The organism is Halolamina sp. CBA1230, from assembly GCF_002025255.2.
Taxonomy (GTDB): Archaea; Halobacteriota; Halobacteria; order Halobacteriales; family Haloferacaceae; genus Halolamina.
Genome location: NZ_CP054587.1, coordinates 2,574,211 through 2,596,808, shown reverse-complemented (window position 1 = coordinate 2,596,808; position 22,598 = coordinate 2,574,211). Strand labels below are relative to the sequence as shown.

Genomic DNA, 22,598 nt, shown 5'->3' with positions numbered 1-22,598 from the left:
GGGGTCGCTCACTGGTCGAGGAACGCCCGAACGCCGTCGGCGTCGCGGGCCGTGAGCACGTCGTCGGTCTCGGCCCAGCCACGGCGAGCGGTGTGGACGCCGAAACGGACCTCCGAGAACGCGCCCGGTCGATGGGCGTCAGTGTCGATCACGATCGTGGCGCCGGCCTCGACCGCGACTCGGACTGCGGAGTCCGGGAGATCGAGCCGGCTGGGGCTGGCGTTGAGTTCGAGTGCGGTGTCGGCGTCGGCTGCGGCCCCGGCCAGTCGCTCGAAGTCGGGCGAGAGCCCCGGGCGCTCGTTGATGAGTCGGCCGGTCGGGTGGCCGAGGATATCCGTCTCGGGATGCTGTATCGCGGCGAGGAGTCGCTCGGTGGCGTCCTCGCGGTCCTGATCCAGCGCGGCGTGGGGCGAGGCGACGACGACGTCGAGCTCCGCGAGCAGATCGTCCGGCGTCGAGAGCCCGCCGTCGGCATCGATGTTGGTCTCGACGCCGTGGAGCAGTTCGAGGTCGTGCCCCGCGTCGTCGAGCGCGTCGCGAGCCTCGTCGACGGCGTCAGCCTGCTCGCGCACCTCCTCGGGCGAGAGCCCGGTGTTGCCGAACACGCCCGGCCCCTCGGCGTGGTCGGTGATCGCGAGGTGGTCATGGCCGAACGCCGCGGCGCCGAACGCCATCTCCTCGACGGTCGCGTCGCCGTCGGACCACTCCGTGTGGGCGTGGAGGTCGCCGCGGATGTCGGACTCCTCGATCAGATCCGGCAGGTTCCCGTCGCTGGCGGCCTCGATCTCGCCGGTGTTCTCCCGGAGCTCGGGCGGGATCAGGGGGAGGTCCAGCGCGGCGTACATCCCCTCCTCAGTCTCCCCGGCGACGCGTTCGCCGACGCGCTGACCCGAATCGGGGTTATCGACCTCGGAGACGTCGAAGCAGCCGTACTCGTTCAGTTTCAGGTCACGGTCGATGGCGACGTTCCGGAGGTGGATGTTGTGGTCGCGGCTGCCGGTGAAGTACTGCAGCGCCGCGCCGAACTCCGAGGGGTCGACGACCCGGAGGTCGACACGGACGCCGTCGCCGGTCCGGAGGCTGGCTTTGGTGGGTCCGGACTCGATAGTCTCCGCGGAGTCCTCCCAGTCGAGAAAGGCGCCGACGACCGCCTCGCCGTCGTCGCTGGCCGCGAGCACGTCCACGTCGCCGATCGTCTCCTTCCAGCGTCGGTTCGAGCCCGCGAGTTCGGCTTCCTCGACGGTATCGATGCCCGTGAGGAAGTCGCGGGCGGCCTCGCCCAGCGGGCGACCCGTGCCGAGCAGCGTGCGCTGGTGGGCCTGTCGGGCGAAGTCGATCCCGTCGAGGATGTTCTGCTCGGTCTTGGGGCCGAACCCCTCGACTTCCCGTATCTCGCCGTTCCGCGCGGCGTCCTCGAGTTCGTCGAGGTCGGTGATCCCCAGTTCCTCGTACAGCGTGCCGACCGTCTTGGGACCGACGCCCTCGACGCTCGTGAGCGCGGCCATGTCGACGGGGAGCTCCTCCCGGAGTTCTTCGAGTTCGTCGATCTCGCCGGTCTCGACGTACTCGACCAGCTTCGCAGCGATGGCGTCGCCGACACGGTTGATCTCCGCGACGGCGTCCTCCCCCTCCGCTGCCAGCTCCTCGACGGGTTCGGGGTACTCCCGGACGTTCTCCGCGGCGCGGCGGTAGGCGGTGGGTTTGTACTCCACGTCGTCGGCCTCCAGCAGGTCGGCCATCTCTTCGAGCAGTGTCGCGAGTTCGTCGTTGGTGGGCATGAAGTGGGTGAGGTGGCGGGTGGTTCTGCGGTCGGAGCGCGATCAGAGCGAACTCCGCCGCGGGCTGCCGTCGTCGTCGTGGCCGAGCGCCTGCTGGAGGAAGTTCATCCAGCGCTTCTGGTCGGCGGTCTCCTTTCGGGCGGCTTCGCCCTCGAGGTCGACGGGTTCGAGCTGTTCGAGCGCGTTCAGCGCGCGGTCGATGCCGACGATGCTGCGGGCGAGCTCCTCGCCGCGCTCGTAGCTGACCTCCCCCTCCTCGATCAGCTCGAGGCGTTCGTTGCGCTCGCGTCGGAGGTTCTTCTTCGCCTCGTCGACGCGCTCGCGCTCCTCGGCGGGGACGGTGTCGCGGCGCTTGATCTCGAAGACGAACTGCCGGAGCTCGAGGGTGTCGCCCTGCACCTCGATCTCCTCGGGGATGTCGGCGCCGATCGTGGCGCCCTCGCGGCCGACCCGTTCGAGCAGTTGCTTGCGCTCGTACTCCTTCACGGGGCAGCGTTGGGCGTCGCGGCTCTTTGCTTCTTCGGGCGCTGTCCGTGGACCCGGCGATGCACCGAGCCCTCGCTCACCGCATCAGCTCCCCGCCATTGACGTTCAACGTCTCCCCCGTCACGAACCCCGCGTCACGCAGGTACGCACACGCTCCGGCGATATCCGCCACCTGCCCGATCCGCCCGACCGGGATCTCCGCGATCTCCTCGGCCAACTCCGCCTCCGTCCGGTCGCTCACCATGTCCGTCTCGATGTGGCCCGGCGCGACCGCGTTCACCCGGATATCCGGCGCGAAATCCCGCGCGTGGCTCTTGGTCAGCGAGAGCAGCGCCCCCTTCGAGGCGGCGTAGTGGACCTCGATCGGCGCGCCCGTGAACGCGAGGATCGACGAGACGTTCACGATCGACGGAGCGTCCTCGGACTCCCGCAGGTGCGGCAGCGCCGCTTTCGTGACGTTGAACGCGCTGTTGACGTTCACGTCCATCACGCGATCGAAATCCTCCGGCGGAAGGTCCTCGGTGAAGGTGTGCTGGTCGATCCCGGCGTTGTTGACCACCTGATCGACGCTCCCGAACGCCGACTCGGTCTCCTCGACCAGTCGCGTCGCCGCCTCCGGGTCCGAGACGTCAGCGCCGACGACGATCGCCTCCTGCCCGGCCGCACGGACGCGGTCAGCGGTCTCCTCGGCCGCCTCCTCGCTGGTGTGGTAGTTCACCGCAACGTCGTAGCCGTCGGCGGCGTAGCGTTCGGCGACGCCGCGACCGATACCCCTGGACGAACCGGTGACGATGGCTGCTGGCACGTTCGCCCATCGTTTCTGTGGCACTTGGCTGTCGGGGTGGCGGCGACGCGGGCCGCCAGCGCCCATCGCTCCGTGCGTCGCCGATGCTCCCCGCGTTGTCGCCCGCGACGCACTCTTGGCCGTGGGAGTCCAACCCACGTTCATGCGCGTCGGGAGCCGCCTTCGCCGCCTCGCGCCGCCGCCGCGAGCGGTGGACTGGGCGATCCTCGTCGCCGTCGCGAGCGCCGTCGCCACCGGGCTGCTCGCGTGGACCGGCTGGCTCCCGCCGGCGCCCCTGGTCGACCTCCACGGGATCGTCGGCCTCACACTCGCGGGCCTGCTCGCCTTCAAGTTCGCCCGCGTCGCCCGGCGCGTGCTCGACCGCGGGCAGTGGGACCGGGCGACGCCGATTTCGGTCCTCCTCGGCGTCGTCGCCGTCTCGGCGCTCGTCTCCGGGACGTTCTGGGGGCTGGGCGGCAACGTCCCCATCGGCCCGTGGATCACGCTGAACGCCCACGTCGGGCTGGGACTGCTCGCGATCCCGCTCCTCCTGCTCCATCTCCGTGCACGGCTCCGACTGCCGTCCAGAACCGACGCCTCGCGGCGCAGCGCGCTCCGGATCGGCGGCCTGCTCGTCGCCGGCACGCTCGCGTGGCGCGTGAGCGAGGCCGTCGCCGCCGTCCGGGGCGTGACGATCCGCGAAACCGGCTCGAAGCCCACTGGCGAACTGTACGATACCGAGACCGAAGGCGGCTCCTTCCCCGTCACCTCGTGGGTCGCCGACGACCCCGACCCGATCGATCGCTCGGACTGGTCGCTCACGGTCGCGGGGCTCGACGGCGAGGAGGGCGAACTGGCGTACGACGACCTGCTCGCTGCCGCCGGCGACGAGCGCCGCGCGACGCTCGACTGCACCAGCGGCTGGTACACGATCCAGCACTGGCAGGGGGTCCGCGTCGGCGACCTGCTCGACGAGGCCGGCGTCGACGCGGGGGACGAGCAAGCGCGCTGGGTCCGGTTCGTCAGCGTCACCGGCTACCGCTGGAGCCTCCCGATCGGCGAGGCCCGCGAGGCGCTGCTGGCGACTGCGATCGATGGCTCACGGCTCGCGCACGGCCACGGCGGGCCCGCACGGCTGGTCGCGCCCGGACGCCGCGGGTTCCAGTGGGTCAAGTGGGTCGAACGCGTCGAACTCCGGCGCGATCCCGACCCGGCGCAGTGGGTCGTCACCCTGATCTCCGGCTTCGACTGACCCCCACGGAGGGTCGGGCCAGCGCGCGGATTTTTGTCCGTCCGGGCCGCCGACCCGGCTATGGAGCGTGTCGCAGTCGACGACGTCGACGGCCGGATCGGGCCCGCCGCGATGGTTCGAGGGCTCACGGAACCGCTCGGGCTGACTGATCTCGCGATGAACTACTACGAACTCGACCCGGGCGACTCCTTCGCGTACGCCTACCACAACCACGAGATCCAGGAGGAGGTGTTCTACGTGATCGAGGGCACCGCGACGTTCGAGACCGAATCCGGCGACGTCGACGTCGGTCCGGACGAGGCAGTCCGGTTCGGCCGCGAGGAGTTCCAGCGCGGCTGGAACCGCGGCGACGAGCGCGTGGTCGCCATCGCGCTCGGTGCGCCGCTTTCGTACGGCGAGTCGGTGACGCTGCGCTACTGTCCCGAGTGTGAGGGGGAGACCGACAACGATCTCGGCCGCGCGGACGACGAGGCGGCCGTGGTTGCGCACTGCGGACGCTGTGGTGTCGAAACTGGTCGCTGGTACCGTGGCTCGATGGCCGGCGAGGTTCCCTGACTACTCGTCGTCGGCCGTCGCTGGCCCGCTCTCGCCCGTCTTCGAACGTTCACGGTCCGCGAGAATCGCGAAGCCGGGGAGACCGATCCCGAGACCGAGGGCGAACGGGACCCAGAACAGCGGATCGCCGACGAAAAGCAGCGCCAGCGAGAGCACGAACGCGGCGATCACCGAGAACCCCGCGAGCCGGTCAAGCCGGTAGCTCCGCGCGGTGTCGTCCTCGGTGCCGGGCTGCTCGCTCATGGGCGGATCGACGCGGCGAGCGCTCAAAGGTACTGTGTTCCCGGCCGCGGGACGGTCCGGGTACTGCTCCGCGTGATGGGCTCGTTCGAGGAGCCTCAGACAGTGGGAACGCTACACGGAGAACTCGTACACGTCGTCGCCGACGTGATGCAGCGACTCGACCACCTTCCCGCTGTCGCCGGCCATCTCGTCGCCGTCGACGAGCGCGCGGCCGACCGCCAGCGCCTTTCCGTGGCTCTCCTCGACGATCACGACGAGGTCGCCCGCCTCGATGTCGTCGTCGGCCTCGGTGATCCCCGGGCGCATCACGTCGGCGCCGTTGCTCACGAACGACACCGCGCCGGCGTCGACGGTGACGACCCCCTCCTCGGGCGGGTGACGGTTCGCCCCGCGGACCGAGAGGAACGGCTCGCCCTCGTAGTACAGCACGTCCGGCTCGCCGTCGACCAGCACGACGTCGAACGTGGAGTCCTCGAGTTCCACCAGTTCGTACGTGTCGGCGGCGAGTTCGACCCCCAACCCCTCGCGCAGCGCGGTCTCGACCTCGGACACGGCGTCGCTTCGGAGATGGTGGCGGGAGCTGATCTCCATACCCTTCGGTGGGCCGTCTCGGGGGATAAATCGACCGCTCCGGAGTGTCCGACCGGCGCCGCCCCCGAAACGCCTACCTGCGGGCTCCTCTTACGGCCTCCATGAGCGAAACTGACGACGCCCAGGCCGCGGCCGGCACGGCCGAGGGGCAGGGACCCGTGCTGATCTCCGAAGCCCTCGACGAGGCGCTGGCCGAGAAACGCGACGAACTGTTCGAGGAGTTCGACCTCCGGGACGAGTTCCCACCCGCCGTCCTGCGGGAGGCCGAGCGCCGCGTCGAGAACGTCGAACAGGAGATCCAGGACGAACTCGACGACCGACAGGATCTCCGGGACCTCACGGCGTGGACCACCGACCCCGCCGACGCACAGGACTTCGACGACGCACTCTCCGTCGAGGAGTACGACGACGAGTACGTGCTCTACGTCCACATCGCGGACGTGAGCCACTACGTCCACCCGGACTCGCTGATGTGGGAGGAGGCCGTCGAGCGCTGTAACACCGTCTACTTCCCGGGGTACACCACCCACATGCTCCCGCCCGCGCTGGCGGAGACGGTCTGCTCGCTCGTCCCCGAGGAGGACCGCCTGGCCCACACCGTCGAGATGCATCTCGACAAGGAGGAGCTCTCCTTCGAGGAGATCGAGATCTACAAGTCGGTGATCAACTCCGACGAGCGCCTGACGTACACCCAGTGTGAGCGCCGCCTCGACGAGGAGGACGCGGCGCTGCACGAGGAGAACAAACTCGCGTTCGACCTCGCGGACCGCATGCACGAACAGCGGAAGGCGGACGGGTCGCTCGTGCTCAACCCCCGCCGGGACCGGGCACACACGATGATCGAGGAGTGCATGCTGAAGGCGAACAAGGCGGTGACGCACACGCTGATGTGGGACCGCGGCGTCGAGGCGATGTACCGTGTCCACCCCCAGCCGACGCCGGATCAGTGGAACGAGGCGCTGAAGGAGATCCAGGAGCTGGACGGCGTCTCCATCCCGGGCGAGGCGTTCGGGGACGATCCGCGGAAGGCGGTCAACGCCGCGCTGGAGGAGTCACCCGGCCGCTCGTTGGACAAGATCCAGCGCGCCGTGCTGAAGGTGATGCCCCGCGCGAAGTACATGAACGACCCGTTCGGCGGCCACCACGCGCTCAACTTCGACATCTACGGCCACTTCACCTCGCCGATCCGGCGGCTCTCGGACCTGATCAACCACTGGATCGTCCACACCAACGAGGTGCCCGAGGACCTGGTGGAGCTCTGTGACCGCGCCTCGGACAAGCAGAAGGACGGCGAGACGGCCGAACGGCTGTACAAGCAGTTCATGCAGGAGCAGGGGCTGGACCCGCACGCGGTGAACAATCGTGGTGTGGAGGTCGTTGAGGCTGAAGAAGCGGACCACGACGTCTAAACGGCTGCTTGTTCGCTTTTTCGCCCGGCATTTTCCGTCGACGCGAACGGTGACGGGGGAGTTTATCGAGGACTGATGCCGACGCAAACAGCGACTGGGGATGTGACTGGGGGATTGTTGGGTGCTGATATCGACGCAAACAGTGACTGCGAACGCGACCGCGGAGTGAGCATGACCACTTGTGACCGCACAGCACCGCAGCCTCAGACCTCCCCAGCCGACTCGTTCGCTCCCTCCGGCAGAGCGAAGCTCTGCCGTGCTCTCGTTCACTTCGTTCACGAGAACTGTGGTCGCTCACTCGTCCCTCGCGCTGACGTGCGCCACGAGGGCGCACGCGCTTCGCGCCGACAGCGACGGCGGTGCGGTCGCGGTGGACGCCTCGCCGGCGCCACGTTGGCGCCGGCGGGGGGAGGGGTGGGGACTCGGCGCAGCGCCGGACTCCGTGTCCGGCGCCCTGCGGTCACAAGTGGTCAAGCATCGAGATGCTGTTGCGGTCACCGTAGCCGTTTCAGAAGTCTACGAACGAGATGCTGTTGCGGTCACCGTAGCCGTCTCAGAGGTCAACGATCGAGATACTGTTGCGGTCGCGGTAGCCGTCACGACACCTCTCGAAACCAACTCAACCCCATAGGGGAAACATCCACGTACCACGCCCCACACTCTCCGACCAATGCACCCTACCCCGAGCCGTCACGCGAACCACCTTCGCGGAGGAACGACGACGTGACCGACCAGCACGACCGATCCACGCGCGTCGGCGTCGACATCGGCGGCACGTTCACCGACGTCGTCGCCGTCCGGGACGGCGAGATCACCGTCACCAAGACACCCTCCACTCCCGACGAACCGGAACGCGGCGTCCTCGACGGCCTCGACGAGAGCGAGACCGCCGCCGACTACACCCCCCAGGACGTCGACTTCTTCAGCCACGGCACCACCGTCGCCACCAACGCCGTCCTCGAAGGGACGTGGGCCGACACCGCGCTCGTCACGACCGAGGGGTTCCGCGACGCCCTGGAGATCGGCCGCCAAGACCGCCCGGACATCTACGATTTCGACGCCGAGAAAGCCGAGCCAGTCGTCCCCCGTGATCACCGCTTCACGGTCCCCGAGCGCCTCGACGAGCGGGGGAACGTGATCCGCGACCTCGACGAGGACGCCGTCCGGGAGGTCGCGGCCGAAATCGACGAGACGGGCGTCTCCGCGGTCGCGGTCTGTCTCCTCTTCGCCTTCGAGAACCCCGCCCACGAGCGCCGCGTGGCCGAGATCCTGCGCGAGGAGATGCCCGACGTCTCCGTCTCCCGATCCAGTTCCGTGCTCCCGGAGATACGGGAGTACGAGCGGGGCGTCACCACCGCGCTCAACGCGGCGCTCGCGCCGGTGATGGCCGACTACGTCGGCGACCTCGAACGCGAGGTCCGGGATCGGGGTGTCGAGGCGACGGTGAAGATCATGCAGTCCAACGGCGGGCTGATCGACGCCGACGCCGCCCGCGAACGCCCGGTCAACACGCTGCTCTCGGGCCCCGCCGCGGGCGTGCAGGGCGCGACCCACGTCGCCGACCGCGCGGGCTACTCGGACCTCGTCACGATGGACATGGGCGGCACCTCCTGTGACGTCTCGCTCGTGCAGGACGGCGAACCCGTCGTCTCCACCGACGTCGCCGTCGGCGACTACACCGTCGGCGTGCCGATGATCGACGTCCACACCGTCGGCGCCGGCGGGGGCTCCGTCGCGTGGGTCGACGCCGGCGGCGCGCTCCGGGTCGGCCCGCGCTCCGCGGGCGCGGATCCGGGCCCCATCTGCTACGGCCGTGGCGGCGAGCGCCCGACGACGACCGACGCTCACTACCTCCTTGGCCGGATCGACCCCGCAGGGTTCCTGCCCGGGGACCGCGACGTCGGCGCCGACGAGGTGCGCGCCGCGTTCGCGGAGCTGGGCGACGAACTGGGGATGGACCCCGAGGAGACCGCACAGGGCGTGCTCGACGTCGCCAACGCGAACATGGCTCGCGCGCTGCGGGTGGTCTCCGTCGAGCGCGGGCACGACCCCAGGGAGTTCGCACTCGTCGCGTTCGGCGGCGCGGGGCCGCTCCACGCGCCGACGCTCGCGGCCGAACTCGACGTGCCGACCGTGCTCGTCCCCCGGACCGCGGGCGCGCTCTCGGCGCTCGGCCTGCTGATCAGCGACGTAGGGTACGACTACAGCCAGTCGATGGTCCGACCGTGGGACGCGGTCGACCCCGAGACGGTCGCGACCGCGTTCGCGGAGCTCCGGGCCGAGGGCGACGACGAACTCGCCGCCGAGGACGTTCCGCGCGAGAACCGCGAGTTCGAGCGCGTCGCGGACCTGCGCTACGCGGGCCAGTCGTTCGACGTCTCCGTCCCGCTCCCCGCGGGCGAGGTCGACGCCGACGCGATCGCCGAGATCGAGCGCCGCTTCCACGAGCGTCACGAGGCACGATACGGCCACTCCGACCCCGAGGAGCCGGTCGAACTGGTCACGCTGCGTCTGCACGCCCGCGGCGTCGTCGATTCGCCCGAGACCGCGACGGTCGGCGCGGACGGCACGGTCGACGACGCCGTCGCCGAACGCCGCGAGGTCTCCTTCGACGGCGACGCCCACGACGCGCCGATCTACGACCGCGACGTACTCCCTGCCGGCGGCGAGTTCGACGGTCCCGCGGTCGTCGAAGGGCCGGAGAGCACGGTCGTCCTGCGCCCGGGGCAGTCCGCCGTGGTCGATCCGGACGGCACGCTGGTCGTGGATACGGGGGTGGACCGATGAGCGCCGGCGACTCCCCGAACGTCGACGCCGCGGAGATCGACCCCGTCACCCTCGAAGTCGTCCGGAACGGCTGCGTCGCGGTCGCCGAGGAGATGAACGCCAACCTCGTCCGCACGGGCTACTCGCCCAACATCAAGGAGCGCCGGGACTGCTCGTGTGCGCTGTTCGACGCCGACGGCGAGATGGTGAGCCAGGCCGAGAACATGCCGGTCCACCTGGGCGCGATGCCGTTCTCGGTCGCCGCCGCGGTCGACGCGTTCAAGGGCGACCTGCATCCGGGTGATGCGGTCCTTCTCAACGACCCGTTCCGTGGCGGCGCCCACCTGCCGGATCTCACGCTCGTCTCGCCCGTGTTCGCCGACCCCGAGAGCGACGACCCCCGACTCGTCGCCTACGCCGCCAACCGTGCCCACCACGCCGACATCGGCGGCTCGACCGCGGGCAGCGTCGCCGCCGACTCGACCGAGATCTACCAAGAGGGGCTCCGGATCCCGCCGGTCAAACTGATCGAACGCGGTGAGATCGACGACGACGTGTTCGGGATGATCCTCGCGAACGTGCGCACGCCCGACGAGCGCCGCGGCGACGTGCGGGCTCAGGAGGCCGCCAACGAGACCGCCCGCGAGCGCGTCCACGGGATGGTCGAGGAGTACGGCGCCGACACGCTCGAAGCCGCCTTCGCGGCGGTGAAGGACTACTCGGAGCGACGGATGCGCAGCGAGATCGAGAACTTCCCCGACGGCACCTACGAGTTCGCGGACGTGCTCGACGACGACGGCCGCGGGAACGAGGACCTCCCTATCGAGGTCGCGGTCACCGTCGACGGCGACGAGGTCGGCGTCGACTTCGCGGGCACCGCCTCCCAGACCGAGGGACCGATCAACGCCGTGCTGGCGGTCACCTCCTCGGCAACGTACTACGCGGTACGCTGTGTGACCGACCCGGAGATCCCACCGAACCACGGCTGCTACCGACCCATCTCCATCGACGCGCCCGAGCGGAGTCTCGTCAACCCCGAGCCCCCGGCGGCGGTCGTCGGCGGCAACTTAGAGACCAGCCAGCGCGTCACCGACGTGGTGCTCGGCGCGTTCGCGACCGAAACCCCCGAACGCGTGCTCGCGGCGTGCCAAGGGACGATGAACAACGTCACTTTCGGCGGGACGGACCCCCGAGAGGAGGACGGGGATGCCGATTCGGAGGGGGAACCCTACGCCTTCTACGAGACCCAGGCCGGTGGCTTCGGCGGCCGCGCGGGCAAGGACGGGATGGACGGCGTCCACGTCCACATGAGCAACACGATGAACACGCCCGTGGAGGTGCTGGAGACCGCCTACCCGCTCCGCGTGCTGCGCTACGCGCTCCGGCCGGACTCCGGCGGCGCCGGCGAGTTCCGCGGCGGGCTCGGCCTGCGGCGGGATATCGAGGTCCGGGACCACACCGCCCGGTTCAGCCTGCTCGCGGATCGCCACCAGCACGCGCCCTACGGGCTGGACGGCGGCGACCCGGGCGAGCGCGGCGCCGTGTACCTGTACGACGACGCCGAGGAGTACGACGCCGACGAAGGGGAGAAACTCCCCCAGAAATCGGTCCACGATCTCGCGCCGGGCAGCGTCGTCAGCATCCGAACGCCCGGAGCAGGGGGGTACGGCGATCCCGCGAACCGCGACCTGGCGGCGGTCGAGCTCGACCTCCGGCTCGGGAAGCTGACGCCTGCGGCCGCCCGGGAGCGCTACGGGGTCGACCCCGAGTAGCACCCGGATGCTTATGGTCGCGGCTGGCGAGTAGGGGAGTATGAGCGACGACGACGGCCCGCAGGTGCCGATCCACTGCCCCGAGTGTGAGACCACCACTCGCGTCCCCCTCGCGGCGCTCGCGGATCGGATCGAGGGGCACAACGAGTCGGTCCACGACGGCGAGGACGTGGCGCAGGTCGACCCCGGCGTCGCCGAACAGTTCCAGAACATCGTGCTGGAGGAGTCGGGGCTGCTGGAGGACGACGCGTAGCGCCGACCGAGCTACTCCACTGACACGGACCACATCCCGGTGTTGTACAGCGGGTCCGCGTCGACGGTGTACGTGATCTCCTCGCCGTCGTCGAACTCCCGCTGTGGCGTCCGCAGCACGCGGTTGTGCCAGGACGTGTTGGTGGACAGCGGGGACGTGTCGAACTGGATCTCCTCGTCGAACTCCGTCCGGAAGTACAGACAGAGGCCGTCCATCACGCCGGGAGCGCCGACGCGTCGGGACGCGGACAGTTCGGTGGGGAGCTCCTCCTCACTGGCGAGGTCGTTCAGGTCGAAGGAGAGCATCGGCGCCGGCGTCGACAGGAACCCGTCGACGGCCGCCGAATCGACGAACGAGCGTGCGTACCCGTCCGGTCGGTACTTCCTCATCCTCGGGTGGTCCGCGAGGAACCCGAAGTCGATATCCTCGACAGTCAGTTCGTGAACGAACGGGAACCGGTACTCCTCCCGGAGCGTCACCGGCTCCAGGAACAGCTCGAACTTCCCCGGCAGGATTGTGCCGTCCTCCGCCAGCACGCGCCGCTTCAGGTCGAGGACGTTCTCGACCATGTTCTCGTTGAACAGGTCGTCGCCCATCTGTTCGTGGAGGATGACGTCCACTCGCTCCGGGGGTTCGAAATCACGGCTGTGGACCTGCTCGAACTGGATGCCCGTGACGTCGTTGTAGGCCGCGATGTCCTCGGCGACGTCGATGAACTCGGAGTGGTCGATGGCGTACACGGTCGCCCCCTGGCGGGCGGCGATGATCGCCAACAGTCCCGTGCCGGTCCCGAGATCGACCACGACATCCCCCGGGGAGACGTGCCGACGGATCGCCGCCGCGTAGTGCTCGACGCGCACTGAATCGGCCAGCATCTTCTCGTGTTCGTACAGGTCGCTGAACTCCGCGGCGTTAGCGAGGTCGTACACCAGATTGTAGAGGCGCTCGTTCGACTTCGCCCGCGTCTTCACTTTGTGCAACGTCCCCCGGACTCGACTCTGGAGCATTGTCGAAGGCTCTTGATACCGAGGCGTATTGTTAGAAACCGGATATACCTCGTGCCGGCGTCGAACGCGTCGACGGCTCGCGTCGCAGAAACGTGGACTCGCTGGAAGTCTCGCGAGCAGGGCGGGACCGAAGGTTCTGCTTACAGTGGGCAGGCGGCGTCGACGAACTGCTCGACCTCGATCTCAGAGAGCTACACCTTCCTGCCCGACCGTTCGTCGTGTCCCCGAAGATTCATCGCTCGACCTCGATTCCGGCTAACGCGCTTCGCCGATCACTCCGCGACACCGCGAATACTTCGGGGACAGCGTGGGGTGCGCCGAGATATTCGGCGAACTTCGCGTCCTTCGGGTTTTCTTCTCGCCCGTGAGTTACTGAACGTTGGGGAGCGAGGCGCTCACTGTTGCGAGAACGGAGCCTTCGCGAGAAGGCCAGAAGGGAGTGGACTCGCTGGGATTATTCACCGCAGGGCCCTTCGCTTGCTCGGAAGCTTCGCGCGGCCAAGGCCGCGCTCAGTTTCAGCAATCACAGGCCCGCGGTTCAAATCCACACGCTCGTCCACTCGCCGACTCGGCTTCGCCTCGACGGCGTCACCGCCACCCCAGCCAACGGAGCACAGGCCTCCGTTCCACGCCCGGGATTGCGGTGAACGAACGATGGAATCGATGTCACCCCACGAAGCCGTCAACGAGTATCTCGCCGACAAACAATCCGAGGTCGTGAACAGCACCTTCCACAACCACAAGCACCGGCTCAACGTCTTCCTCGAATGGTGCGAGGAGAACGGTCTGGAAGACATGAACAACGTCCGTGGACGCCACCTCCACGAGTTCAAGAAATGGCGGGCGCAGGACATTAAGCGGGTTACGTTGAACAACCAGCTCGGGACTGTCCGACAGTTCCTCCAATTCTGTGAGCGGTTGGATGTCGCACCGATGGGCATCAACGAACGACTTGCCCTACCTGACCTCGACCGGGAAGACGAGGTCCGGGAGACAATAGTCTCCGATGAAGAGGCGGAACACATCCTCGAATACTGCGAGCGATTCGAGTACGCTACGTTCCGTCACGCGCTCTTCTACATCCTGTGGCACACCGGGATGCGTATCAGTTCCCTCCATGCCCTGGACATCGACGACTACAACGCACGGGAGGGATGGCTCGATGTTCGTCACCGGCCCGACAGAGGGACGGGGCTCAAAAACAAGTCCCGGGGGGAACGCCAAGTCAACCTAAACGAAGGCGTCTGTGAGGTCATCGACGACTACATTGAGGGGAATCATCCCTACGTTGAGGATGACTACGGGCGGATGCCACTACTGGGGAGCAAACAGGGCCGGCCCCACAGGAACACCTTAACGCAGAACATCTACGTCCTAACACGCCCGTGCCACTATACGAATGAGTGTCCTCATGGGCGGTCGCGAGACTCGTGTGATGCGACTAGCAATCAGCACGCCTCCACATGTCCATCCTCGGTGAGTCCTCACGCGATTCGTCGTGGGTCTATTACGGCCCACCGGAACGCCAACGTTCCTAAGGAGGTCGCATCAGATCGGATGGATGTGAGCGGTGATGTTCTGGACAAACACTACGACATGGCGAGTCCGGGCGAGAAACGGAAGCGACGGCAAGAGCATCTAGACCAAATGTAGGTCAGAGAGCATCAGATACGATTGCTATTTATTTTCACCTTATTACGTTAGTAGATTCGATATTGTTTGTATCTATCTTGTAGGGTTTGTTCTATCTGTGATTCGGGAACACCAAGTTCCGATAATAGAGCAACTTCCAACAGTTGTTCTACCGACCAACTAAGTCGAGCTAACTCAGCACCTTCTGCGACTGCGGAGCTTTTCTCTTGGTCCTTGATTTGATGGGTAAAATGATTGCGTGTTTCTACGATTGGGTGTATTTTTCCAACCGAACTATGTGGAAGGTCTGATAGTATATGGTGATACTCATCGTTTACTAAATCTTTGAACCGCTTTCTGAGTGAATACTCATTAGCATACTGCACAGCGGAGTCTAGAACATTTCCCAAGTCATTCGGAAATCCATACGCATCTCGCATTGACTTGAGACGGTTGAGCTGAGCCGAGCTTAATGGACTACCATCAAACATCGCTGGGTCATTATATACCTCTTCTAGATCGCCTCGAACAAATTCCATGATATCCGGGTATACATTTGACTCGTAATCTTGGCTGTCCATATACTCGTCATCATATCTACGACGATGATAGGATTCCACAGCCTGAGTTAGTGAGAGAAAAATATCTTGTTGATATACCTTCGAACTGTAACGGGTCCCAAGGAAAACATCAATTGTAGACTTTACTTCATTTCTTAGCTCAAACCATCTAGAAACCAATCCCTCAAATCCATCCGGAATATCCGGAAGTCTGAAGTTAATATTCGTTATTCTAGGTGTTCCCGACTGACTGAATGTTGTATCTGAGTAGTATATATTGACCTTCGAAAATTCTGAATTTGGCGTTCGTGCTTCAATATAGGTCGGCTCCATAGTATGATTCGTCGCTATGCTAAGCAAGTCTTGAAGTGATGATACGTACGTCCTAAGGCGTGGAAGTGTAATTGACGGATATTTTGGTTCAAGACCGAAATAGGTCTTACTCGATATCTTTGGGGTATCTGCGCGTGAATGGGTCGGAGAATAGGAACTTAGCAGCTTTAATGAATATTCCATTAAATCGGCTTCTAGTACGTCAGGATTGCTCAGTTCTAGTTCAAACCCACCGGATGGAGGATAGTCCGTATCTGATATTGGATAACGTTGAGACCATTCCTTTATTCCTGGAAAACTAACCCAGAACTTGGTGAATGAGATATTATTATTTTTGGGGATTTGTTCGCCCTCTATAATATATTGAACGTGGTATGATGAGTGGCTAATCTCACCATTTTGTCCGTGCGTGGAGCCAAACCCGGTCCTAGTAGAGTTTACTAATGTGAGGAAATCCCCTTCTTTAGAGACTCCGTATAGTCGACTATGGCTGTCGTGCCTGTCATCCTGCATAAAACCCGTTTCAAACGCTTCAAATAGCTCTAATTCTGCGCCTTCCGTTGGTTCAAACCTTAGTACTCCACCTACACGGTCCTCATGTTCTCCGGGAAGCCACCAATGTCCCTCATATTCTAATTTTTCCATAATTGGACATCTAAACGTAGCCGTAAATTCCTGACGTATGATTTACCAGATTAACTCACACTGAGTTCATGTGATCCCCGTCCTCTATTAGAAGTTCTTAATACCTGACACGTGTTATATCTAATCGGGTTTTCAGCCCCAGAGACCACCGATGAGCGACAGCAACGATCAGTACCGGTTCGGTGAGGACGGAGAACTCGAAGAACCGGACGACGACGATGATCCTGACGAAGAACAGACTAACGACTTTGGAGAGGAGATGCCGTGGTACGAAACCAAGGGCGGTTATCGCAGAGACGTGATCAGTTCGCTCTTCCAAAAAGCAGTGCGTCGGTCTGACGTTGAGAAGGCGGCCTTTGCTGCGTGGGAGCTTGTCCGATCAGGGCCCGGCTACGAAACTCACTATTGGGACCGTGCTGTGCTAGTGACAATCGAAGACCTCGTAGCGGGCAACGAAGCGATAGATCACGTTCTGCGTTATGAGGACCTCGCAAAGGGGCGATACGGAGATAACGACTGGGCGCGGCGACTTTGCGCTATCGCCGCCGCAATGGTGTGTGCTCGCGCCAACTCTAGCCGCGAGGTCACTCACTCGAATGGATATTTCTCGAACACTATGGTGGACCGGGCGAAGGCGCGAGAAGATGCTGACCACGATCCTCTGTACGAACCGCCGGTTAGCGACGAAGAGCTCGATCCCGATGGAAAAGTTGGCTCAATTGTCGCTGATAAACACAGTTACCCTGGAGCAGGTCGCGGAAGAGGTTGGCCGCACTTCCGTGTTCACGGAGCAAGAACGTCTGGTGAAACCAAGCTCGGGCGTAAATGGTGGCGACGGGTGCTTCAGTACGACCGTCCCGATTATGCCTACCGCGAACCGGAGGAAGCGTTCACCGAGGAAGAAATCGAGCACGCAGTGGAGCCAACTCCTGAGGACGACCCGTGGCGATGCGACCTCGCGGGGGACACGGATCTTGACGAGTTTGAGGACTAGGTCCCGAACTCCCCTCTACCGAGTGTAATGAATCATACTGTTGAATTATTTCAGTCCCTCAGGTAGCTTTATAGCTCCGTTATTGATAGCAGATCCGTCGAGAGCCGATATTGATGCCCTGTCATCGCCTCTAGGCCTAACCGTTCACAATCTGTTACTTAATGGCCTTTTTGTGGCTATAGGTGCTCTGTCAAGTCAGAATGTCCACTCCGAGAAAACCAGCCGGTGGGCCCGCCGATGCGACCGCTGATATAGCTGAACGCGCGTGGCAAGGTACCGTTGCGAGTGCTGTACTCGTTCCAACGATGCAACTGATCCTCTTAGAGTTCGCTAACGCACTCCAGCCCGTCGCAGGAAATACGCTGGGCGTTGACCCGATGTCGATTCTGTCCACAGCTATCGTAGTTCTGAGCGTGTTGCCAGTCATCTCGACACTCGTTTCGACGGCCCTTGCTTACGTGTTTGCGGGCTGGCCAGGAGTTGTGCTGTACTATCTAATGTCGATGGGGGCCTCAATGATGCTAGGTGCTGAACTGACTGGGGTGATTATTTTCATGACTGGAATCACGCTATTCTTGCTTGTCGCGGCGTTCAAGATGCGCGGGAGTCAGCAACGGCGACGACCACGCCCACCCGTATAAGGAAACTTCGCCTTCTCCTACTCTTCAGACGACGTACCGACGGTACGTGTGTGTATGTACGTACGGCGGTCAGCGACACCCTTGCCAAGCAGATGGTGACCGATCACGCGCACTCGAAAGTCAGTACTGGGACGACCGTGGCCCCGGTTTCTCGCCGCCGCTCGAATCCACACCACCCCCTGATAACGCTCCCTCAACCGGAGCAGTAGAGGTCGAGCCCACCAGCCCAGGTCTCACTATAACGGGACCAGTTTTGGCCTCAGTCGGTATGTGAATACTTCCGCTGACTATTATCTCCGACAAGTTTGTAGACTTAGGGACAGCATATGATTGGTTTATACCATCGCCAGTCGGACAGCCTGTTCGAAAGAGTCAGATCTCCCCTTTAGCACGGGACTCTATCTCTGATGGCGTGATCATCCCGCCGAAAGTTTCAAGGCACCTCCCGTACATATTCACATGTACAGTACAAGTCAGCATGTACAATCCGATTCAAACCAATGAGTGATGATAATCTCCAAGCGATTGACTTCTCGCGGACGGATAGTCTATCACGACAAGAGGTTGGTGAGTTCATTACCCATGAGATGGGCTTACAACAACCGAATGGAGAACCACAGTGGTCTGTTGGGGTTGCAACTCTCGTAGAGCACGGCATGCAGCTTTGGAAAGAATCAGAAACCGACCCACAGACGTTCGAGCACGAACTTCAGTCTGTCTACGAAGAGGTACATCAGCTCCAGCACGCGTACGAAGAGAAAATCCAGGATCTTAGGAAAGAAAAAGAAGTACTCCGAAAGCAATTAGAAAATGAAAGATCGACAAGTCCGTCTTCGTGACGATCACTACCAGTACGTTCAAGACAGTGCCTTCACGCTGAGCGGGCTCGTTCGTGAGGCGATTAACGACGTGATGGAGGGCAAGGATGAATTTCCCTCTGCTACATCACGCGATACTGATGAGCATGAGCTGATTCGGACCTCTGTTACCGTGACTGATGAACATGAGGAGTACCTCCGATCACAGGATGTTGTGTTCTCGGTTTTTGTGCATCAGCTAATTGAAAAACGAATGATGCGCGAACGTAAGCTAGAGCAACTGGAGGAAGAGTGGGAAGATGGGCTCGACTGACGATTTAGCCTCCACTGGTGACGATGTCGGAGGCTGAACAAGCTGAGCGGACCACGGTTGCAGCGAAAGCAGATGGGATCTCCCCGGAAGAGCTTCGCAAGACCGTCACGACTGACGCCGAGGACCTATGGGAAGAAAACGAGCAATTGTTTCGGTGGCTCTTGTCGCAGCTGAACAGTAACTGGCTCCTACGAACTGTGCCTGGTGGCGGGAAGTCATACGTCAAAGAGACCGTCGTTCCCCAAATTGCCTCCCGTACTGACCGAACGTTTGTCCTCGCCACGACAGAGTATCGCAATCGACAGGAAACGTATCAGTCGGTCTTGGAGACGCTGACTGAGCAAGAGCTCGTTGGTGAGGTTAACGTCGTGTACGTCCCTTCGCCACGCGAACGGTTTGGAGACATTCCCCAACTCAAGGTCGATGGCGAGGGTGGCTGGACAGTGGCGACCCCAGATGATGACACCGCTGTATGTCAGACGCTCTCCAAGAACGCTGAGGAGGAGTACGTCAACGAGGTTGCTAAAGAGATAGACGCCTACGTCCAACGGGGCGCTACTACGGGTGCAATCCATAACGCCGCCTCTTCCGAATGGGCGAAAATCGTAGATCCGCAGTATTTCGACAGCGGCCTGTACCCCCTTCCGTGTCAACAGGAAGGGCAAAAACGTGGCTACGATCCTACCGACCCGGATAGCGAACCCGCTTGTCGGCACCGACGGATAATGCAGAATCGGATGGAACGAATAGAGCAGGGCGAGGCCGACATCATCATCTGTGGTGCTTCTCTGCTCAATATGCCCGAGGTCGTATCGGGTACGACCGTCATCGCTGATGAGGACGTTTCTGGTGAACTCGTCAAGACTTTCACGGAAGACTATATTGAGGCCGCAACTGAGAACTTTCTCTCCGCTATCGAGATCGGACCTAATGGGTACAAAGGGGCGCTCCGGGCGAAAGACGCAGTCAAAGCGGAGGTCGCTAAGCACATTCGTGAACACTATGCCCCGCTCTCGGAACTCAACGAAGACGACGACAGGGATCCACTGATTACTCGCAATGCTCCAGTGAAGGTTGATTCCTACGATTACCACAGGGCTGAGGCTCCGCTTCTAACGTTAGCTCTGCTAAAAGGAGAGGATACGGAGAATACGAACCACATGATGTTTGATTCGGACGATGTCCCGTATACCGTTGTCCTTGACCTAACAAGAAACACTGTCAACAACAGCCATAATCCTGTGGCCGTTGCGAGCCCGCCCCAGCCACTTCAAGAGGCCGAACAGGTCATCGCGCTGGACGCCACTGGCTCGGAAGCTAGATGGGAGTCACTGACGGGAGTCGAGTTTGAGTCCGCGAGTCCGAACCAACGTGAGGAGCGTGGAACCGTCGTCTCTGAGGCGTTCGACATCGAGTTCCGCCAGCTGACGGAAAACATGGTGCCGATTAACAATCCGGACAACGTCTCCTCTCGTGAGTTTCTCGCTATTCTACAGGCCATCGTCGACTATCACGGCGCAGACGAAGTGAGTGTCGTCACGTCGAAAGCGATGAAACGGAAGGTGAAGCATAGCGAGTACGCTGATCAGGTGATGGAGTTAGCGTACGCGGACCAGATACTCCATTTCGGAGGTCTACGGAGTGATCGGACATTTGAAAAGAGTCGACTCCATGCCGTCATCGGTGCCCCTCACCCCGGAGACGATGCGGTTCGTCAGTGGATGGCGCTCCTCGACTACGACGATAAAATCATACAGGACAACTTCGCGGTTCGCGGCGAGGATCGATATAAGGGTCAGGCCAAGACCGTGCTTAAGAACATAGTCCACAGCGAGGTTTATCAGGCCGCTCGCAGAGCCGCCCGCGACACTAACCGGGACGAGACTGCTTTTGTTTACCTGTTCACCCGGATGTTCGACGAGGAACTGATCAACGCCGACGAAACGTTCAGCATCGACATCTTTGGTCGCGGAGAGAAGCGAAATGGTGCGACCGAGGCGATAATTTCCATCCTCGACCGGGCCGACGGACCCCTACGAACGCGCGAGGTGGTCGAACGGGTAAACACCCAACTTGTCAACGATACACTCAGTCATAGCCGGACGCTCCAAAAGCTCAATCAGTTCGCCGACAGTGGAATTGTTGAGAAAGGTGACTGGGTAGGACGCACTAAGCGGTGGACGCTCAACGGTCCACCCCGTCACGGGCAACTGCGGGAAACAGAACGACCTACGCAATAAATGTTTCAGTGACAGTGAGTACTACATAGAAACACATTATGGAGTACTCACGTCCGCCGTGTGATTTATATAATCAAATCGAGCGTAAGTACGCTGGTGAGTCTTGACGGAGCACCTGCTATCAACTTCTAATGAGACCGAACTGTCCTAATCAGCAAATAAGACAGAGTTTGCTGCTTTAAGTGACACTTTACCAATACAAGTCCTATACTTACTTAGGGAACCCACAGAGCCACTGCTAACGGATCCGTTCCGGAGCAAAAACCGGTGTCAGAGCACCGGTCTGTGGCTTCCCTAGGAGGATGAAGCCAATGGGACAAACGAACTCGATAGAGGAATCACTGTCGGACAGACACCCGGATGCGAAACAGGCCGGTCAGCATATGGTTATCGACAAAGCGGAGTGGGTGCCCGGAAAGCACCCCGACCCCAATCGAAGACACGAGGGTCAGACCGAGTACCTGGAACGGTACCTTCGCTGCATCCAGTGTGGTGTTGAGGTACTGGACGAAGAGCATCTTCCCGACCAGTGCGAGGTGGAGCGTCGATGAAGCTCCTTGATGCGCAGGTCGACTGGAGGGAGGATGTTGGCAACGCCCCACGTCTAGAGGTGCTTGTCGACGAGATCCCTGACCGGTCCGAGTTGCGGTTCGAGCACGAGGACAGTATCTGGTGTGCCATACAGGACGGTTACGTGTCCTATTTCGCGTGGTCCGGAAACGGCAACGACGGGGGCTACACCGGAGACTGCTTCGAGATAACGACCACCGATGGGGAGTCCGTTACACTTCGCGGACCGTGGAGTTCTCGGGCTGGTTGCGTCAACAACCGGAGCTTCGGGCCGGTCGTCGACGTGCGGTTAACGACGAAGCTGGAAACGCTCGAACGCGGACACACGTTCAAGGCCGGTACCTTGACGCTCTCGGCGGCAAAGCAAGCAATCGACCTCGTCGAGGAGGCGTGTCACCTAGAGTGCAGGGAGAGGCTCACCAGAGACGAACAGTACTGGGTTCCGGTCCGTGAATCTGGGGGTGATGGGACGTGAGCTCCGAGTCAATTCAGCCCGAGGTAGAGCCACGGACTATCCGGGCTGTTACGGAACACATGACGGTAATCGAGGAAGGGAATGCGCTGTTCTCGGTTACCACGCAGTCGGGGTCGGAGTACACAGTAGACATCGCCGGTGAACCCTCGTGTACCTGTCCAGATTTTCGGCACCGAGATGGGCTGGCCGAGTGCAAACACATCCGGCGGGTCCGAATCGAGGTCGGTCAGGTTGATACCGACACGCTCGAAACTCGACTCACCGAGACCGCTAGCGATCTTGAAGCGAATGCCGATGAGCTGGAACAGCAGGCCCAGGATCTCATCGAAACTGCTGACGAACTACGGGAGGCGCTGAACCGGCTTGGGGAGGTGGAATGATGCGGCCTCTCCCCCGGGGTTCGAGCAGCGAAAACACCCTTCGAGCAGCTTCCTCCAGCGACGGACAGTCGGGTACGTCGACAAAACACGTCTACCACGGA

General features: G+C 62.6%; 20 protein-coding genes. 13 read left to right on the top strand and 7 right to left on the bottom strand.

The window, feature by feature from the left end:
- Nucleotides 1–8 precede the first annotated feature (8 nt).
- The 3 genes from polX to B4589_RS13640 all read right to left on the bottom strand — a co-directional run bounded on the left by polX (nucleotide 9) and on the right by B4589_RS13640 (nucleotide 3,069).
- The gene (gene polX, locus B4589_RS13650; RefSeq protein WP_079234782.1) at nucleotides 9–1,778 is read right to left on the bottom strand and encodes a DNA polymerase/3'-5' exonuclease PolX; all 1,770 of its coding nucleotides are present in this window, start codon (nucleotides 1,776–1,778) and stop codon (nucleotides 9–11) included.
- Between the two features lie 42 nt (nucleotides 1,779–1,820).
- On the bottom strand, nucleotides 1,821–2,264 hold the full coding sequence (locus tag B4589_RS13645) for a DUF5788 family protein (RefSeq protein WP_079234781.1): 444 nt from the start codon (nucleotides 2,262–2,264) through the stop codon (nucleotides 1,821–1,823).
- A gap of 76 nt (nucleotides 2,265–2,340) precedes the next feature.
- A complete protein-coding gene (locus B4589_RS13640) occupies nucleotides 2,341–3,069 on the bottom strand; it encodes an SDR family NAD(P)-dependent oxidoreductase (protein ID WP_079234780.1) in 729 nt (242 codons plus the stop codon).
- A gap of 142 nt (nucleotides 3,070–3,211) precedes the next feature.
- On the opposite strand from B4589_RS13640, the gene B4589_RS13635 reads away from it, so the two are divergent.
- Together B4589_RS13635 and B4589_RS13630 are read left to right on the top strand one after the other, a co-directional pair.
- The gene (locus B4589_RS13635) at nucleotides 3,212–4,300 is read left to right on the top strand and encodes a molybdopterin-dependent oxidoreductase (protein ID WP_079234779.1); all 1,089 of its coding nucleotides are present in this window, start codon (nucleotides 3,212–3,214) and stop codon (nucleotides 4,298–4,300) included.
- 60 nt (nucleotides 4,301–4,360) lie between these two features.
- Nucleotides 4,361–4,855, top strand: coding sequence for a cupin domain-containing protein (locus tag B4589_RS13630; RefSeq protein WP_079234778.1), 495 nt, complete (start codon nucleotides 4,361–4,363; stop codon nucleotides 4,853–4,855).
- On the opposite strand, the gene B4589_RS13625 is transcribed toward B4589_RS13630, so the two are convergent.
- A complete protein-coding gene (locus B4589_RS13625) occupies nucleotides 4,856–5,098 on the bottom strand; it encodes a hypothetical protein (protein WP_079234777.1) in 243 nt (80 codons plus the stop codon).
- 111 nt (nucleotides 5,099–5,209) lie between these two features.
- Nucleotides 5,210–5,689, bottom strand: coding sequence for an RNA-binding protein (locus tag B4589_RS13620; RefSeq protein WP_079234776.1), 480 nt, complete (start codon nucleotides 5,687–5,689; stop codon nucleotides 5,210–5,212).
- A gap of 101 nt (nucleotides 5,690–5,790) precedes the next feature.
- Here B4589_RS13620 and B4589_RS13615 point away from each other — a divergent pair, with 101 nt between their 5' ends.
- From B4589_RS13615 to B4589_RS13600, 4 genes are all read left to right on the top strand, one after another.
- On the top strand, nucleotides 5,791–7,098 hold the full coding sequence (locus B4589_RS13615; protein WP_079234775.1) for a ribonuclease R family protein: 1,308 nt from the start codon (nucleotides 5,791–5,793) through the stop codon (nucleotides 7,096–7,098).
- A gap of 723 nt (nucleotides 7,099–7,821) precedes the next feature.
- The gene (locus B4589_RS13610) at nucleotides 7,822–9,885 is read left to right on the top strand and encodes a hydantoinase/oxoprolinase family protein (RefSeq protein WP_255246094.1); all 2,064 of its coding nucleotides are present in this window, start codon (nucleotides 7,822–7,824) and stop codon (nucleotides 9,883–9,885) included.
- Nucleotides 9,882–11,636 carry a hydantoinase B/oxoprolinase family protein gene (locus B4589_RS13605; RefSeq protein WP_079234773.1) on the top strand — a complete coding sequence of 585 codons (1,755 nt, stop codon included), beginning with the start codon at nucleotides 9,882–9,884 and terminating at the stop codon, nucleotides 11,634–11,636. The genes B4589_RS13610 and B4589_RS13605 overlap by 4 nt, the downstream gene beginning before the upstream one ends.
- Before the next feature lie 40 nt (nucleotides 11,637–11,676).
- Nucleotides 11,677–11,889 (top strand): hypothetical protein, encoded by a 213-nt coding sequence (locus B4589_RS13600; RefSeq protein WP_079234772.1) that lies wholly within the window; start codon nucleotides 11,677–11,679, stop codon nucleotides 11,887–11,889.
- A gap of 11 nt (nucleotides 11,890–11,900) precedes the next feature.
- Here the strand turns inward: B4589_RS13600 and B4589_RS13595 are convergent, their stop codons facing one another.
- Nucleotides 11,901–12,896, bottom strand: a complete 996-nt coding sequence (locus B4589_RS13595) for a methyltransferase domain-containing protein (RefSeq protein WP_079234771.1) — start codon at nucleotides 12,894–12,896, stop codon at nucleotides 11,901–11,903.
- A 654-nt stretch (nucleotides 12,897–13,550) separates the two neighbouring features.
- Between B4589_RS13595 and B4589_RS13590 the strand changes: the two genes are divergently transcribed.
- A complete protein-coding gene (locus B4589_RS13590; protein ID WP_255246093.1) occupies nucleotides 13,551–14,549 on the top strand; it encodes a tyrosine-type recombinase/integrase in 999 nt (332 codons plus the stop codon).
- Nucleotides 14,550–14,596: 47 nt separating this feature from the next.
- On the opposite strand, the gene B4589_RS13585 is transcribed toward B4589_RS13590, so the two are convergent.
- A complete protein-coding gene (locus B4589_RS13585) occupies nucleotides 14,597–16,066 on the bottom strand; it encodes a HEPN domain-containing protein (RefSeq protein WP_143414354.1) in 1,470 nt (489 codons plus the stop codon).
- Between the two features lie 151 nt (nucleotides 16,067–16,217).
- Between B4589_RS13585 and B4589_RS13580 the strand changes: the two genes are divergently transcribed.
- The 6 genes from B4589_RS13580 to B4589_RS13555 all read left to right on the top strand — a co-directional run bounded on the left by B4589_RS13580 (nucleotide 16,218) and on the right by B4589_RS13555 (nucleotide 22,497).
- Entirely contained in the window at nucleotides 16,218–17,060 is an 843-nt protein-coding gene (locus tag B4589_RS13580; protein ID WP_079234770.1) for a hypothetical protein, read from the top strand.
- 1,451 nt (nucleotides 17,061–18,511) lie between these two features.
- Nucleotides 18,512–18,832, top strand: coding sequence for a hypothetical protein (locus B4589_RS13575; protein ID WP_079234768.1), 321 nt, complete (start codon nucleotides 18,512–18,514; stop codon nucleotides 18,830–18,832).
- A gap of 23 nt (nucleotides 18,833–18,855) precedes the next feature.
- Nucleotides 18,856–21,072 carry a hypothetical protein gene (locus B4589_RS13570; RefSeq protein ID WP_079234767.1) on the top strand — a complete coding sequence of 739 codons (2,217 nt, stop codon included), beginning with the start codon at nucleotides 18,856–18,858 and terminating at the stop codon, nucleotides 21,070–21,072.
- A gap of 311 nt (nucleotides 21,073–21,383) precedes the next feature.
- Entirely contained in the window at nucleotides 21,384–21,623 is a 240-nt protein-coding gene (locus tag B4589_RS13565; RefSeq protein WP_143414353.1) for a hypothetical protein, read from the top strand.
- Complete coding sequence (locus B4589_RS13560) at nucleotides 21,620–22,117, top strand: hypothetical protein (protein ID WP_079234765.1); 498 nt, start codon at nucleotides 21,620–21,622, stop codon at nucleotides 22,115–22,117. Before B4589_RS13565 ends, B4589_RS13560 begins: the two co-directional genes overlap by 4 nt.
- A complete protein-coding gene (locus B4589_RS13555) occupies nucleotides 22,114–22,497 on the top strand; it encodes an SWIM zinc finger family protein (RefSeq protein ID WP_143414352.1) in 384 nt (127 codons plus the stop codon). The genes B4589_RS13560 and B4589_RS13555 overlap by 4 nt, the downstream gene beginning before the upstream one ends.
- Nucleotides 22,498–22,598: the final 101 nt, after the last annotated feature.